The sequence below is a fragment of the Paracoccus thiocyanatus genome (assembly GCF_900156255.1).
Classification (GTDB): domain Bacteria; phylum Pseudomonadota; class Alphaproteobacteria; order Rhodobacterales; family Rhodobacteraceae; genus Paracoccus; species Paracoccus thiocyanatus.
Genome location: NZ_FTMK01000001.1, coordinates 201388 through 214990, shown reverse-complemented (window position 1 = coordinate 214990; position 13603 = coordinate 201388). Strand labels below are relative to the sequence as shown.

Sequence of the window (13603 nt, the reverse complement as noted above, 5' to 3'; positions counted from 1 at the left end):
GGCCGCGGCGCGGGCGGCGCGATACTTGCCAGCGCGCGCCGTCTTGGACCATTCTGCCCTTGGGCCGGGCAGGATCCCGGACCTGGGAATGGGAGGTCAGGAATGGTCAGGTTCGCAGGCGTCGCAGACCGCGACGCGGTCGAGACGGAAATGCCCTATGCGCAGCGGCCGGTGCCGCGCACCGTCTATCAGGCCCTGACCCAGACCCGAGACCGCCATCCCCAGCGCCCCGCGATCAGCTTCCAGCTTTTTTCGGACCCCAAGGCCCCGGCCCGCACGCTGACCTGGACCGAATTGCACGAGCGGGTGACGGAAACCGCGAACCTGTTTCGCAGCTTGGGCGTCGGGCCGGACGATGTGGTGGCCTATCTGCTGCCCAATTGCATCGAGGCGCCGATCGTGCTGCTGGCCGGCGCGACGGCGGGGATCGTGAACCCCATCAACCCGCTGCTGGAGCCGGACCATATCGCCGCCATCCTGCGCGAAACCGGGGCCAAGGTGCTGGTGACGCTGAAAAGCTTTCCCAAGTCCGAGGTCGCGCAGAAGGCCGCCCAGGCCGTGGCGCAGGCCCCGAAGGTGCAGACCGTGCTGGAGGTCGACTTGCGCGGCTACCTGACCGGGGTCAAGCGCCTGCTGGTGCCGTTGATGCGGCCCAAGGTTCCCGCCCGCCACCCGGCCAAGGTGATCGACTTCGAAGCCGCCGCCAGCGCCTGCAAGCACAACCGCCTGACCTTCGACGAGCCGGCCGAGGACCGGGTCGCCGCCTTTTTCCACACCGGCGGCACCACCGGCATGCCCAAGGTCGCCCAGCACAAGCAGTCGGGCATGATCTATAACGGCTGGCTGGGCGGCACTTTGCTGTTCACGGAAACCGACGTGCTGATGTGCCCCTTGCCGATGTTTCACGTCTTCGCCGCCTATCCGGTGCTGATGTCCTGCCTGATATCGGGCGCGCAACTGGTCATGCCGACGCCCGCCGGCTATCGCGGCGAGGGGGTGTTCGACAATTTCTGGAAGCTGATCGACCGCTGGCAGGCGACCTTCCTGATCACCGTGCCCACCGCCATCGCCGCGCTGATGCAGCGCCCGGTCGATGCCGATGTCTCGTCGCTCAAGACCGCGATCTCGGGCTCGGCCCCCCTGCCGATCGAGCTTTACAACCGCTTCAAGGCCGCGACCGGGGTCGAGATCGCCGAGGGCTACGGGCTGACCGAGGCGACCTGCCTGGTATCGTGCAATCCCGTCGACGGGCTGAAAAAGGTCGGCTCGGTCGGCCTGCCACTGCCCTATACGCATGTGCGCATCCTGCAACGCCAGAACGGCGGTTTCCGCGAATGCGCCACCGACGAGATCGGCGAGATCTGCGTGGCCAATCCCGGCGTCTTCGAGGGCTCGACCTATACCGAGGCCGACAAGAACCATGACCTGTTCGCCGAAAGCCGCTTTCTGCGCACGGGCGATCTGGGGCGGATGGACGCCGACGGCTATCTGTGGATCACCGGCCGCGCCAAGGACCTGATCATCCGCGGCGGCCACAACATCGACCCCGCCGAGATCGAGGACGCGCTGCTGTCCCATCCCAAGGTCGCCTCGGCCGGGGCCATCGGCCAGCCCGACAGCTTTGCGGGCGAACTGCCCTGTGCCTATGTCGAACTGATCGCGGGGGCCGAGGTCGGCCTGGACGAGTTGATGGACCATGCCCGCGCCCATATCCACGAACGCGCGGCCATCCCCAAGCATATCGAGATCCTGCCCGAACTGCCCAAGACCGCGGTCGGCAAGATCTTCAAGCCCGACCTGCGCAAGCTGGCGATCCGCCGGGTCTATGACGCAGCCCTGGCCGAATCGGGTCTGGCGGCCCAGGTGGCCGAGGTGATCGACGACCGCAAGCGCGGCCTGGTCGCCCGCATCCAGCCCAGGGGCCAGGTCGACCGCGGCGCCGTCGAGCAATTGCTGGGCCAATATGCGCTGCCCTGGGAATGGGCGTGACGCCGCCCATCGCGCCGGCCGCATCAACGGGCAGTCCGGTGCGGGCGGCGCCGCATCCGGCCGGCCTTAGGCGGCGTTGGGCGGCCCTTTCAGCGGCAGCACCTGCGAGGGCGCCAGCCGGCCCAGGAAATCGGTGCACCAGTGGAACACGTCGTTATGGGTCAGCCCCTCCATCATCCGGGCATGGCGGCGCTGCCTTTCCTCGCGCGGCATCGACACCGCCTGGGTAATGGCCTGGGCGATGGCGTCCTCGTCATAGGGATTGACCAAAAGCGCGCCGGGCCCCAGCTCTGCCGCCGCCCCGGCAAAGCGCGACAGAACCAGCACGCCCGGATCCTCGGGGTCCTGTGCGGCGACATATTCCTTGGCCACCAGGTTCATCCCGTCGCGCAACGGGGTCACCAGGGCCACATTCGCCATCCGATAGATGCAGGCCAGCACCTGCTGGCTGAAGGCGCGGTTGACATAACGCATCGGCGCCCAGTCGAGCCGTCCCATGGTGCCGCCGATATGGCCGGCAAGCTCGGCCACCTCGCGCTGCAAGCTGTCATATTCATGCACGCCCGAGCGGCTTTTGGGGGTGATCTGCAAATAGGTGACGTGGCCCGCCCAATGCGGCTGGGTTTCCAGGAAGCGGCGATAGCCGTTCAGGCGCTGGACCAGCCCCTTGGAATAATCCAGCCGGTCCACGCCCACGATTAGCTGCTGCTCGCCCAAGGTGGCGCGGAACTTGCGCACCGTCGGATTGCGCACCCCCTGGCAGGCCAGGCGCGCGAAATTGCCGGTATCGATGCTGATCGGAAAGGTGCCGACCTGAAAGTGGCGGCCGGTGGTGTCGACGAAATCGGTCTCGCCGGCGCGGCGGGTGGCCAGTTCGCCGCGTTGCAGGCATTCGCGGAAATTGGCGGCATCGTTTTCGGTCTGGAATCCCAGCAGGTCATAGGCGGTCATCGACTGCAACAGCCGGGCACCCATCGGCAGCGTCAGATAGACATCGGGCGCAGGCCACGGGATATGCATGAAAAAGCCGATGCGGTTGCGCACCCCCAGCCGGCGCAATTCGTCCGCCAGCGGCATCAGGTGGTAGTCATGGACCCAGATCAGGTCGTCTTCCTGGATCAGCGGCAAAAGCCGCTCGGCGAAAAAGCGGTTGACGCGGAAATAGCCCTGGGCATCGCGGCGGGCAAAGTCGGTCAGGTCGATGCGGTAATGGCATAGCGGCCAAAGCACGCTGTTGGCGAAACCGTTGTAATATTCGGACAGGTCGCGTTCGGACAGGTCGCTTAGCGCATAGGTGATCGACCCCTGTTGCTGAAAGGCCAGCGGCCCCGGTTCGTCTTCGCCGCAGGACTTGCCCGACCAACCCATCCAGACCCCGCCGCGGTCCTGTAGCGCGGCCTGCAAGGCGACGGCCAGCCCGCCCGCCGGCGCGCGGTCGGGATCGGGCACGCGGTTGGAAACGACAATCAGGCGGCTCATAATATCTCCTCCCAGGATCGCGAGAGCGCAATGGCAGAGTTGATCAGCCCGACCATGGAATAGGTCTGGGGGAAGTTCCCCCAAAGCTCTCCGCTTTCGACATGGACGCCTTCGGACAGAAGGCCCAGATGGTTGCGGCGCGACAGGATGTCGTCAAAGATGTGGCGCGCCTCCTCGCGCCGGCCGGTGCGGACCAGGGCGTCGATCAGCCAGAAGGTGCAGGCGGTGAATGCCGTTTCGGGCGGGCCGAAATCGTCCGGCCGACGATAGCGATAGACATGGTTGCCAAAGCGCAGCTCCGCCTCGCAGGCGGCGACGGTCGACAGGAAGCGCGGATCGTTGGGCGCCACGAAGCCGGTCTGCGCCATCAATAGCAGGCTGGCGTCCAGGTCCTCGCCCTCGAATGTCGCGACGAAGGACTGGCGCGCCTCGTTCCAGGCGCGGCGGTGGATGCCCTCGTGGATCGTGGATGCGGCGGCGCTCCAGCGCGCGGCGCTGTCGGGCAGGCCCAACCGGGCCGCGATGCGCCCCAGCCGCTCGCAGGCCGCCCAGCACATCAGCGCGGAATGGGTATGCACTTCGCTGCGGTTGCGGAACTCCCACAGGCCGGCATCGGGCCGGTCCCAGCGCGCCACCGCCTGTTCGCCCAGCCGTTCAAGCTGGCGGAACAGATGTTCGCCGCCAAGCTGGGGCAGCCTTTCGTCGAAAAAGCACTGGATCGCCGCCAGCACGATCGAGCCGTAGCCGTCATTTTGCACCTGCGTCCAGGCGGCATTGCCGCAGCGCGCCGGGCCGAAGCCGCGATAGCCGCCAAGCGTCGGCACCAGTTGCTCGTCCAGCTTGCGCTCCAGCCCCAGGCCGAACAGGGGCTGCATATAGCCGTCCTCGGACGCGGCCACCAGGTTCGACACGTAGATCAGGTAGTTCTCCATCGTGCGGGTGGCGCTGAGGCTGTTGAGCGCCTGCACGGTGAAATAGGAATCGCGCAGCCAGCAATAGCGGTAATCCCAGGTCCGCCCGCTGGCGCCGTATTCCGGGATCGAGGTGGTCAGCGCCGCGACGATGCCGCCAGTCTCTTCGTTGGAACACAGCTTCAGCGTGATGGCCGCGCGGATCACCACGTCCTGAAAATCCGCCGCCAGCGACAGGCTGCGCACCCAGTCCAGCCAGTAAAGCCGCGTTTCGGCCAGGAACATGTTGGCAATGGTCGAGGCGCTGTCGCTTAGCCCCTCGTCCGGTCCCAGCAGGAAGACATGCGGCCCGTCCAGCAGAAAGGGGGTGCGCGAAAGCACATATTCGATCGGCGCGTCGGTGGTCAGCCGCAGGGTCTGATCGCCAAGCATGTAGCGCACATGGTTGGTGCCGCGCGAAATCTCGGGCGGATGCGCGCCATAGGATTGCCGCGGGCGCAGCGACACGGTCAATCGCGGCGTCCCGCGGATCGGCTCGACGATGCGGGTGATGGTGGCGCCGCGAAAGATGCGGCCGTTCTTACGGTAGCGGGGGGCAAAATCGGTGATCCGCGCCTGGTTGCCGTCGCGGTCGGTCAGCACCGTTTCCAGGATCGCGGTGTTGCGCTGATAGCGCTGGCTTGTCGACACCTGGTCGCAAAGCCGCAGGCTCCAGGCGCCCTCGCCCGGTTCGCCCGGCGGGCCCAGCAGCGCGCAAAACACCGGGTCGCCGTCCAGCCGCGGCAAGCACATCCAGTTCAGCGTTCCGGCCGGGTCGATCAGCGCCGCCACGGCGGAATTGCCGATGACGCCCAGATCCAGCGTCTGCATCGAAGGGGGCGGCGCGGCGTTCATGGGACCAGCCCCCCCAGCCAGCGCCGGAAATCGGCCGGCTCCTCCAGCCGCGATAGGGCGGCGCTGCGGCTGAACTGCGCCTGGGACCCGACCAGCATGGACAGCCCGCCCCGGCCATTGACGGCGCGAAACATATCCTCGTCGGTCACGTCATCCCCGGCGGCAAAGGGGCGCCGCCCCAGAAAGGGCGGCATGTCCATCAGCGCCTTGACGGCGCGGCCCTTGTTGGCATCGGCGGGTCCCAGTTCGACCACCGCCTTGCCGGGGCGCAGCGCATAGGCGGGACCGGCCAGCCCGGCCGCCTGGGCCATGATCCGGGCGACCGCCTGGGCGTGGTCGGGGGCAAGCCGGTAATGCAGGGCAAATCCGGCGCCCTTGTCCTCGAACAGCACGCCGGCCAGGAACTGGGCGGCGCGCTGCGCCATCTCGCGCGCCTTGGCATAGCTGGGCGGGGGCGGCTGTTCCGACAGGGCGGAATGGTCCTGGCGCAGCCGCATTTCGGCCCCGTGCAGCCCGGCAAGGGTCAGCGGCTGGCCGGGAAACAGGCTTTCGGCAAAGCCGACCGAGCGGCCGGTGACGATGGCCAGCGCGCCCCCGGTTGCCGCGTCAAGCCGCGCCAGGGTCTGGCGCAGGCCCGGCGCCACCACCACCGCTTCGGGGGTATGGGCCAGGTCCAGAAGCGTTCCGTCAAGGTCCAGGAAAAAAGCCCAGTCCGACAGCGAACCGTCAATGATTGCGTTTGCGTCCGCCGTGGTTGCCGAGATGATTTTCTGCATAACTCCCAAAGATCACGATTTCGCTGCGGCCCTGGGGCGCAGGCATTGCGATAGTGCGATTGGCGGGCCGCGTCGGGCGCTTGATGCACCTGGCGACCATGTCGAGACCGGCGTTCCGGCCCCTTCCTGCGCCTTGCGACGGTGCAGGCATACAACAGCAATAGCAGCAAAAGGTTCCGCCGGAAACCCGCAAGGTCGTTTCGCGGCGGCGGGATTGCGCAATGCGGCAAGGACGGGGCGGGAAAACACCGTCCCTTGCGGCCCCGGCGGGACATCGCCAGGGGCCGCGGGAATGGGCAAGACCGGGCGCAGCCTGGGCGATCCCGGCCCTTGCCGGACTATTTCACGCGGACCCAGCGCTGGGTCTTGCAAAACATCGCGACGCAGCCGGAAACATCCAGCAGCTTGCCGTCAAGCTGCATCCTGGACTTATAGGTCTTGTCGGCGCCCGGATCCCAGATCGTGCCGCCCGAGAACTTGCCGCCCCCGTCATCGGTCATGCCGGCGACGATGTTCTTGCCGGCATAGGGCGAGCCGATTTCCTTGCCGGCCCGGTCGAAGCTCTTGACCAGCCGCCCGCAATATTTGCCGCCGCAATCGTAGAACTCGACCATGCCGACATTGCCGTCGTCATTGGCCTGGGTCTGGAAGATGCCGCCTATGCCCTGGGCCTGGACCGTGGTTCCGGCCAAGACCAGCAGGGCGGCGGTTGCCAATGCCTTCATGATGATTCCCCCTTTTGCCAAGGTGATGGCGCGGCTTGCAGGATGCGGGCGCGAAGCTTTGCCGATCAAGCCTGACGTGAGGTCGCAGCCACCGCGCCGGGGCCTTTCGGATCGCGGCGGGCTGTGGCAAAGGGACGCCACGCTATCAGGAGAGATGCGATGATCCTTTATCCCGCGATCGACCTCAAGGACGGCAATTGCGTGCGCCTGCTGCGCGGCGACATGGAGGCGGCGACCGTCTTCGGCACCGATCCCGCCGCGCAGGCCCGCGCATTCCAGGATGCCGGGGCGGAATGGCTGCATCTGGTCGACCTGAACGGCGCCTTCGCCGGCAAGCCGGTGAATGCCGACGCGGTCGAGGCGATCCTGGCCGCCATCGACGTGCCCGCCCAACTGGGCGGCGGCATCCGCGACATGGCCACCATCGAGGCCTGGCTGGATCGCGGGCTGGCGCGGGTCATCCTGGGCACCGTCGCGGTCGAAGACCCCGACCTGGTACGCGAGGCGGCGATGGCATTTCCCGGCAAGATCGCCGTGGGCATCGACGCGCGCGGCGGCCGGGTGGCGGTGCGCGGCTGGGCGGAAGACACCAATGTCACCGCCGTCGAACTGGCGCATCGCTTCGAGGACGCGGGGACGGCCGCCATCATCTATACCGATATCGACCGCGACGGCGCCATGGCCGGACCCAACATCGCCGCGACCGAGGCCCTGGCGCGGGCGGTGAACATTCCGGTCGTCGCCTCGGGCGGGGTCAGCTCGATGCAGGACCTGATGGCGCTGCGGGCAACCGGGGTCATCGCCGGCGCGATTTCGGGCCGGGCGCTTTACGACGGCGCCATCGACCTGAATGCGGCGCTGAAGGCGCTGGCCTGACGGCGCGGGACGAGGTAACAGGACGCATGCTGAAGACCCGTGTGATCCCCTGTCTGGATGTCGCCGATGGCCGCGTGGTCAAGGGCGTGAATTTCGTCGGCCTTCGCGATGCCGGCGACCCGGTCGAAGCCGCGCGCGCCTATGACGCCGCCGGCGCGGACGAGATCTGCTTTCTCGACATCCATGCCACGCATGAAAACCGCGGCACCATGTATGACCTGGTGACGCGCACCGCCGAAGCCTGTTTCGTGCCGCTGACCGTGGGCGGCGGCGTGCGCAGCCACCAGGATGTGCGCGCGCTGCTGCTGGCGGGCGCCGACAAGGTCAGCTTCAACTCGGCCGCCGTCGCGAACCCCGACGTGATCGCCGAGGCGGCCGACCGTTTCGGCAGCCAATGCATCGTCTGCGCCATCGACGCCAAGACCGTGGCGCCGGGCCGCTGGGAAATCTTTACCCATGGCGGCCGCAAGCCCACCGGCATCGACGCGGTGGAATTCGCCCGCACCGTCGCCGCCAAGGGCGCGGGCGAAATCCTGCTGACCAGCATGGACCGCGACGGCACGCAATCGGGCTTCAACATCCCGCTGACCCGCGCCGTGGCCGATGCGGTCACGATCCCGGTCATCGCCTCGGGCGGGGTCGGCACGCTGGACCATCTGGTCGAGGGGGTGCTGGAAGGCCATGCATCCGCGGTTCTGGCCGCTTCGATCTTTCATTTCGGCACCTTCACCCTGCGCGAGGCCAAGGAACACCTGGCCGCCGCCGGCATCCCGGTGCGGCTGGCATGACCGCCCTGCCCCAGACCGGCCTGCATCGCCTGGCCCAGACCATCGCAGCGCGCAAGGGCGCCGATCCCTGCACAAGCTGGACCGCCAAGCTGCTGGCCAAGGGCCCCGAGAAATGCGCCGAGAAATTCGGCGAAGAGGCCATCGAGGCGATCATCGAGGCGGTCAAGGGCGACCGCGAGCGGCTGGTTTCCGAAGCGGCCGACACGCTTTACCACCTGCTGGTCATGCTGGCGGCGCGCGATGTGACGCTGGCGGACGTGGAAAATGAACTTGACCGCCGCGAGGGGCGTTCGGGGATCGAGGAAAAAGCGTCTCGAAAGTGACAACATGCTGGACATGCTGGCGGGCGAGTTCTCGCGCCCGATGAGCCTGCCCGCCGGCGTCGTCGCATTGCGGCTGACCATGGCGGTTCTATTGGGCGGGGTGATCGGCTGGGAACGCGAGGTGAAATCCCGCGCAGCCGGGCTGCGCACGCATATGCTGATCGCGCTGGCCGCGGCCTGTTTCACCCTGGTCGCGATGGAGCTGGTCGATTTCAGCCCGGTGAACGAAAGCCAGCAGCGCACCGATCCGCTACGCCTGATCGAGGCGGTGACGGCGGGCGTCGCATTCCTGGCCGCCGGGTCGATCGTGATCAACCGCGGCAATGTGCGCGGCATCACCACCGGCGCCTCGATGTGGCTTTGCGGCGCCATCGGGCTTTGCTGCGGCACCGGCGATTTGCGCCTGGCGCTGATGGCCACCGGCATGGCCATGGTGGTGCTGTATCTGATCCGGGTGCTGATCAGCCCGGCCGCCCGTGGCGCGAACGGCCGCGACAGCGACTAGGGCGCGACCGCGACCACCCTGACCGCGCCGCCCTGCGCGGAAAGCGCGATCTCGCCCGCCGCCAGCCGCAGCGCGTCCTGGCCAAAGACCTCGGCCCGCCAGCCCGACAGCGCCGGCAGGTTGCGCGCCCCCGAGGCGATGGCGTCCAGGTCGGCGGCCGATGCGATCAGCCGCGGCGCCACCCCGGCCGCATCGGCCTTGGCCTTCAGCAGCACCCGCAGCAGATCCGCCAGCGCCGCATTGCCGGGCCGGCCCGGCTCTTCGGGGGCGGGCTTGGGCAGGTCCTTGGCCTCGATCCCGGCCTTGACCGCGGCCAGGATGCCGCTGGCGATCTCGCCCCGCCGCGCGTCGCGCAGCAGCAGCCGGGATTTGGCCAGGTCGCCCTCGGTCAGCGGCTTGGTCGAGGCAAGCTCGATCAGCGCATCGTCCTTGAACACGCGGGCGCGCGGGATGTCGCGGTCCTGCGCATAGGTTTCGCGGAAACGCGCCAGTTCCCGCACCACGGCCAGGAAGCGGGGCGAGCCCGACCGGGTGCGCACCCGCTCCCACGCCTCTTGCGGGCGGGTGATATAGGTTTCCGGGTTCAGCAGCACCGCGACCTCTTCGCCCAGCCAGGGCGCGCGGCCGGTCTTGTCGAGCTGCGCCGACAGGAATTCGTAGATCGCCCGCAGATGCGTCACGTCGGCCAGCGCATAGGCCGCCTGGGCCTCGGACAGCGGCCGGTGCGACCAGTCGGTAAAGCGCGACGACTTGTCCAGCGGCTGGCGGGCGATCTTCTTGACCAGGGTCTCGTAGCCGACCTGTTCGCCAAAGCCGCAGACCATGGCGGCGATCTGTGTGTCGAACAGCGGATCGGGCATCACGCCGGCGTCGTGGAAAAAGATCTCCAGGTCCTGGCGGGCGGCGTGAAACACCTTGACGGTCGCCTTGTGGCGGAACAGGTCGTAAAGCGGTTCCAGCGACAGGCCATCGGCCAGCGGGTCGATCAGCACCGCGGTGCCGCCGGCGGCCTTGGCGGCCGAGGCCGGGGGCAGCGCCGCCTGGATCAGGCAAAGCCGGGAATAATAGGTCCGTTCGCGCAGAAATTCGGTGTCGAGCGTGACATAAGGCTGGGTCTTGGCCAGGGCGCAGAACTCTGCCAGTTCCTCGGTCGTCGTCAGGGTCCGAATTTCGGTCTTCTCGTCATTTGGTGCTTTTGCGGGCATCGGGCTCTTTCAAGGGGCGGTTCTTCCGCCGGCGATTCCTTGGGAATTATCCAGGCGTGATCGAATTTCAAGACACGACCCGACGTTCAAGGCGGATCAATGTCGCCCTGTGCCCGCATTGCCTCGAATTGGGCGACGAAACCGGCCAGGGTTCCGCGCGCCACCGCATCGCGCAGCCCGGCCATCAATTCCTGGAAATAATGCAGGTTGTGCCAGGTCAGCAGCATCCCCGAGATCATCTCGCCGGCGCGAAAGACATGGTGCAGGTAGGCGCGGCTGTAGCCGGTGCAGGCCGGACAGGTGCAGTCGGCATCCAGCGGCCGCGGATCGTCGGCATGGCGGGCGTTCTTGATGTTGACCTGTCCGCGCCGGGTCCAGGCCTGCCCCGTGCGCCCGGACCGCGACGGCAGCACGCAATCCATCATGTCCACCCCGCGCAGGACCGCGCCGACGATGTCGTCGGGCTTGCCCACGCCCATCAGGTAGCGCGGCTTGTCTTCGGGCAGGAAGCCGGGCGCATAGTCCAGGACGCCGAACATGGCCTCTTGCCCCTCGCCCACGGCCAGGCCGCCGATGGCATAGCCGTCAAAGCCGATCGCGCGCAGCGCCTGTGCCGATTCCTCGCGCAGTTCGCGGCTGACGCCGCCCTGCATGATGCCGAACAGCGCATGTCCCGGCCGGTCGCCAAAGGCATCGCGACTGCGCTGCGCCCATCGCATCGACATGCGCATGGATTTCGCCACCGCCTCGTCCGAGGCCGGAAGCGCCGGGCATTCGTCAAAGGCCATCACGATGTCCGAGCCCAGCAGGCGCTGGATTTCCATGCTGCTTTCGGGCGACAGGTGATGCTTGGAGCCGTCGACATGGCTGGAAAAGATCACGCCCTCTTCGGTCAGCTTGCGCAGGCTGGACAGCGACATGACCTGGAAGCCGCCCGAATCGGTCAGGATCGGCCGCGGCCAGTTCATGAACTTGTGCAGCCCGCCCAAGCGGGCAATGCGTTCCGCACCCGGCCGCAGCATCAGGTGATAGGTATTGCCCAGCAGGATGTCGGCGCCGGTGGCGCGCACCGATTCGGGCAGCATCGCCTTGACCGTGGCGGCGGTGCCGACCGGCATGAAGGCGGGGGTGCGGATCTCGCCGCGCGGGGTGTGGATGACGCCGCTGCGGGCGCGGCCGTCGCGCGCGTGGACGGTGAAATGGAATCTGTCGCTCATGCCTGCGCAGATAGGGGGTTTCGCCGCCGGATGCAAAGCCGGCCTTACCCGCCGGCCGCGCGCAACAGTTTCGCCCGTTCCGGCGGAATGGCGGCGATTTCCAGCGCGGTAAAGACATGCAGCGTATCAAGCTGGCGGTCCACCACCGCATGGTCGCTGACCCAGCCCCCCATCGCCAGGTATGAGCGCAGAAGCGGCGGCATCGCCGCCATGGCGCGGCGCGGATCGGGCTTGCGCAGCCGCAGGGCGCGGGCAAAGCGAAACACCTGCGGCGCCTTGACCCGCGGCAGCCAGCGCCGCGGCGCCAGATGCCGCTCGCGCAGCATGGCGAATGCGTCCTCGTAGCCGCTGGTATCCGTACCCGCAAAGCTGGAACAGCCAAACAGCATCTCGATGCGCTGGTCATCGACATGGCGGGCCAGCGCACCCCAGGCCAGGCGCAGGATATCGGGATCGTGCCATCCCGGCCGGATGCAGAAGCGCCCGATCTCGGCCATGCGGCCAGAAAAGCCGTTCAGCCGCGACAGGTCGTAATGGCGCGCCGAATAGCTGTCGCCGATCTGGGCACCCCCGGACAGGGTCAGCATGCGAAAGCAGCCCACCAGCCGGCCGCCGGCGGTTTCGCGAATCAGCACATGCCGGCAGCGGTCGTCGTAATCGTCGCGGTCCAGCGGCTGGGCCCCCGCGCTGCCGTCGCGCGCCGGAAAGCAAAGCCAGCGCAGCGCCTGGGCCTCGCGGATTTCCGCGGCGCTTTCGGCAAATCCCAGGCGGTAGCGGCCCTTGCTCAGTGACATCATGGCATTCTGCCCGATCCGTGAATCGGCCCCGTTCGACTTGCCAGCGCCCATCCTGCACCTATCTTGTAACAGCAGCGCAGCAGGATAGAAGGGCCAAGATGACAGAGCGTATCGTCAAGAGCGACGCCGAATGGCGGGCGGAACTGGATGCCGAAACCTATCGCGTGACGCGGCAGGCGGGGACGGAACGGCCGTTTTCGCATCCGGGCTTTCCCAAGGGGCCGGGGCATTACGAATGCGTCTGTTGCGGCGCGCGGCTGTTCGACGCGGATGCCAAGTTCGAAAGCCATTGCGGCTGGCCCAGCTTTTCGGGGCCCAGCAGCTCTGCCCAGGCCGGCCGGATCGACGAACATCACGACGCCAGCCACGGCATGATCCGCACCGAGGTCCGTTGCCATCGCTGCGACGCGCATCTGGGCCATGTGTTTCCCGATGGGCCGCCGCCCTCGGGCTTGCGCTATTGCATCAACGGCGTGGCCCTGCGCTTCGTGCCGGAACCGGGTTGACGGGCGCGGCAAGGCGGCACCGGCCCGGCCCGCATGGATCCCGGCGGCGGGATCCAGCGCAAAAGGGACGCCCGGCCGGGCGCCCTTTCCCATCAATCGCCCAGGAAATCGCCGGCTTGCACGCGGCCGACATTGCCCAGAAGCTGCCGGATCAGGCCAAGGCTGGTGATGCCAGAATCGGTGACGCGGCGCGACAGCACCACGACCCGCCCGCGCTCCAGCCCAAAGCGTTCCACATTGCTGACCACGCCGTTTTCGGCAAAGCTGATCGCCACGACCTCGCGGTCGATTTCCTGCGGTTCGCGCGGCCCATAGAATCGCCAGCGCGAACCCACGTAATACCAGGCCGAGCCGGTCAAGAGCCCCCCCGCGGATGGGCGGCCGATCAGCCCCTCCAGTTCGGATTGCTGCGTCTGGCCGACGACGACCTGCGCCAGCTGCTCTTCGGGCGGGGTATATCCGTGGTTGCGATAGGTGGCCTGGCAGGCAGAAAGGCCAAGAGACGCGGCCAATGCAAGACCCATGAGCTGCCGCCGGGAAAACTTCATCTTCTCTCTGTCCCCTTACGCGCCTGTTGACGCCGCGCGACAGGCTTAGCAAACTCATGCCCCA

14 protein-coding genes are annotated in these 13603 nt (G+C 67.5%); 6 read left to right on the top strand and 8 right to left on the bottom strand.

Going from position 1 to position 13603, the window contains the following annotated elements; all coding sequences use genetic code 11:
• Positions 1 to 102 precede the first annotated feature (102 nt).
• Positions 103 to 1989 (top strand): acyl-CoA synthetase, encoded by a 1887-nt coding sequence (locus F3H32_RS01005; protein WP_149763594.1) that lies wholly within the window; start codon positions 103 to 105, stop codon positions 1987 to 1989.
• A 66-nt stretch (positions 1990 to 2055) separates the two neighbouring features.
• Here F3H32_RS01005 and otsA read toward each other — a convergent pair whose 3' ends face one another.
• The 4 genes from otsA to F3H32_RS00985 form a co-directional block, all read right to left on the bottom strand.
• Positions 2056 to 3468: an alpha,alpha-trehalose-phosphate synthase (UDP-forming) gene (gene otsA / locus F3H32_RS01000; protein ID WP_149763592.1), complete on the bottom strand. Its 1413-nt coding sequence runs from the start codon at positions 3466 to 3468 to the stop codon at positions 2056 to 2058.
• Entirely contained in the window at positions 3465 to 5273 is a 1809-nt protein-coding gene (locus F3H32_RS00995; RefSeq protein WP_223191306.1) for a glycoside hydrolase family 15 protein, read from the bottom strand. Before F3H32_RS00995 ends, otsA begins: the two co-directional genes overlap by 4 nt.
• Positions 5270 to 6049, bottom strand: coding sequence for a trehalose-phosphatase (gene otsB, locus F3H32_RS00990; RefSeq protein ID WP_149763590.1), 780 nt, complete (start codon positions 6047 to 6049; stop codon positions 5270 to 5272). Before otsB ends, F3H32_RS00995 begins: the two co-directional genes overlap by 4 nt.
• A gap of 338 nt (positions 6050 to 6387) precedes the next feature.
• Positions 6388 to 6774 carry a DUF2147 domain-containing protein gene (locus tag F3H32_RS00985; RefSeq protein WP_149763588.1) on the bottom strand — a complete coding sequence of 129 codons (387 nt, stop codon included), beginning with the start codon at positions 6772 to 6774 and terminating at the stop codon, positions 6388 to 6390.
• 159 nt (positions 6775 to 6933) lie between these two features.
• Here F3H32_RS00985 and hisA point away from each other — a divergent pair, with 159 nt between their 5' ends.
• The 4 genes from hisA to F3H32_RS00965 are packed head-to-tail and all read left to right on the top strand — an operon-like array spanning position 6934 to position 9266.
• Positions 6934 to 7650 (top strand): 1-(5-phosphoribosyl)-5-[(5-phosphoribosylamino)methylideneamino]imidazole-4-carboxamide isomerase, encoded by a 717-nt coding sequence (gene hisA, locus F3H32_RS00980; protein ID WP_149763586.1) that lies wholly within the window; start codon positions 6934 to 6936, stop codon positions 7648 to 7650.
• A 26-nt stretch (positions 7651 to 7676) separates the two neighbouring features.
• Positions 7677 to 8438 carry an imidazole glycerol phosphate synthase subunit HisF gene (gene hisF, locus F3H32_RS00975; RefSeq protein WP_149763584.1) on the top strand — a complete coding sequence of 254 codons (762 nt, stop codon included), beginning with the start codon at positions 7677 to 7679 and terminating at the stop codon, positions 8436 to 8438.
• Positions 8435 to 8761: a phosphoribosyl-ATP diphosphatase gene (locus F3H32_RS00970; RefSeq protein ID WP_149763582.1), complete on the top strand. Its 327-nt coding sequence runs from the start codon at positions 8435 to 8437 to the stop codon at positions 8759 to 8761. Before hisF ends, F3H32_RS00970 begins: the two co-directional genes overlap by 4 nt.
• A 4-nt stretch (positions 8762 to 8765) precedes the next feature.
• On the top strand, positions 8766 to 9266 hold the full coding sequence (locus F3H32_RS00965; protein WP_149763580.1) for an MgtC/SapB family protein: 501 nt from the start codon (positions 8766 to 8768) through the stop codon (positions 9264 to 9266).
• Here F3H32_RS00965 and rnd read toward each other — a convergent pair.
• From rnd to F3H32_RS00950, 3 genes are all read right to left on the bottom strand, one after another.
• Positions 9263 to 10435: a ribonuclease D gene (rnd, locus tag F3H32_RS00960; RefSeq protein WP_188128555.1), complete on the bottom strand. Its 1173-nt coding sequence runs from the start codon at positions 10433 to 10435 to the stop codon at positions 9263 to 9265. The two genes, F3H32_RS00965 and rnd, sit on opposite strands and share 4 nt — an antisense overlap.
• A 122-nt stretch (positions 10436 to 10557) precedes the next feature.
• Positions 10558 to 11688, bottom strand: coding sequence for a tRNA guanosine(34) transglycosylase Tgt (gene tgt, locus F3H32_RS00955; RefSeq protein WP_149763576.1), 1131 nt, complete (start codon positions 11686 to 11688; stop codon positions 10558 to 10560).
• Between the two features lie 44 nt (positions 11689 to 11732).
• Positions 11733 to 12485, bottom strand: a complete 753-nt coding sequence (locus F3H32_RS00950) for a GNAT family N-acetyltransferase (protein ID WP_149763574.1) — start codon at positions 12483 to 12485, stop codon at positions 11733 to 11735.
• A gap of 98 nt (positions 12486 to 12583) precedes the next feature.
• On the opposite strand from F3H32_RS00950, the gene msrB reads away from it, so the two are divergent.
• Complete coding sequence (gene msrB / locus F3H32_RS00945; RefSeq protein WP_149763572.1) at positions 12584 to 12991, top strand: peptide-methionine (R)-S-oxide reductase MsrB; 408 nt, start codon at positions 12584 to 12586, stop codon at positions 12989 to 12991.
• Between the two features lie 92 nt (positions 12992 to 13083).
• Here the strand turns inward: msrB and F3H32_RS00940 are convergent, their stop codons facing one another.
• Complete coding sequence (locus F3H32_RS00940; protein WP_115754537.1) at positions 13084 to 13539, bottom strand: outer membrane protein assembly factor BamE; 456 nt, start codon at positions 13537 to 13539, stop codon at positions 13084 to 13086.
• Between the last annotated feature and the right edge of the window lie 64 nt (positions 13540 to 13603).

Bases quoted from the DNA above. Each gene is read 5' to 3' on its own strand.
- F3H32_RS01005 (WP_149763594.1), top strand. From the start codon at position 103: ATGGTCAGGTTCGCAGGCGTCGCAGACCGCGACGCGGTCGAGACGGAA.
- otsA (WP_149763592.1), bottom strand. From the start codon at position 3,468: ATGAGCCGCCTGATTGTCGTTTCCAACCGCGTGCCCGATCCCGACCGC.
- F3H32_RS00995 (WP_223191306.1), bottom strand. From the start codon at position 5,273: ATGAACGCCGCGCCGCCCCCTTCGATGCAGACGCTGGATCTGGGCGTC.
- otsB (WP_149763590.1), bottom strand. From the start codon at position 6,049: ATGCAGAAAATCATCTCGGCAACCACGGCGGACGCAAACGCAATCATT.
- F3H32_RS00985 (WP_149763588.1), bottom strand. From the start codon at position 6,774: ATGAAGGCATTGGCAACCGCCGCCCTGCTGGTCTTGGCCGGAACCACG.
- hisA (WP_149763586.1), top strand. From the start codon at position 6,934: ATGATCCTTTATCCCGCGATCGACCTCAAGGACGGCAATTGCGTGCGC.
- hisF (WP_149763584.1), top strand. From the start codon at position 7,677: ATGCTGAAGACCCGTGTGATCCCCTGTCTGGATGTCGCCGATGGCCGC.
- F3H32_RS00970 (WP_149763582.1), top strand. From the start codon at position 8,435: ATGACCGCCCTGCCCCAGACCGGCCTGCATCGCCTGGCCCAGACCATC.
- F3H32_RS00965 (WP_149763580.1), top strand. From the start codon at position 8,766: ATGCTGGACATGCTGGCGGGCGAGTTCTCGCGCCCGATGAGCCTGCCC.
- tgt (WP_149763576.1), bottom strand. From the start codon at position 11,688: ATGAGCGACAGATTCCATTTCACCGTCCACGCGCGCGACGGCCGCGCC.
- F3H32_RS00950 (WP_149763574.1), bottom strand. From the start codon at position 12,485: ATGATGTCACTGAGCAAGGGCCGCTACCGCCTGGGATTTGCCGAAAGC.
- msrB (WP_149763572.1), top strand. From the start codon at position 12,584: ATGACAGAGCGTATCGTCAAGAGCGACGCCGAATGGCGGGCGGAACTG.
- F3H32_RS00940 (WP_115754537.1), bottom strand. From the start codon at position 13,539: ATGAAGTTTTCCCGGCGGCAGCTCATGGGTCTTGCATTGGCCGCGTCT.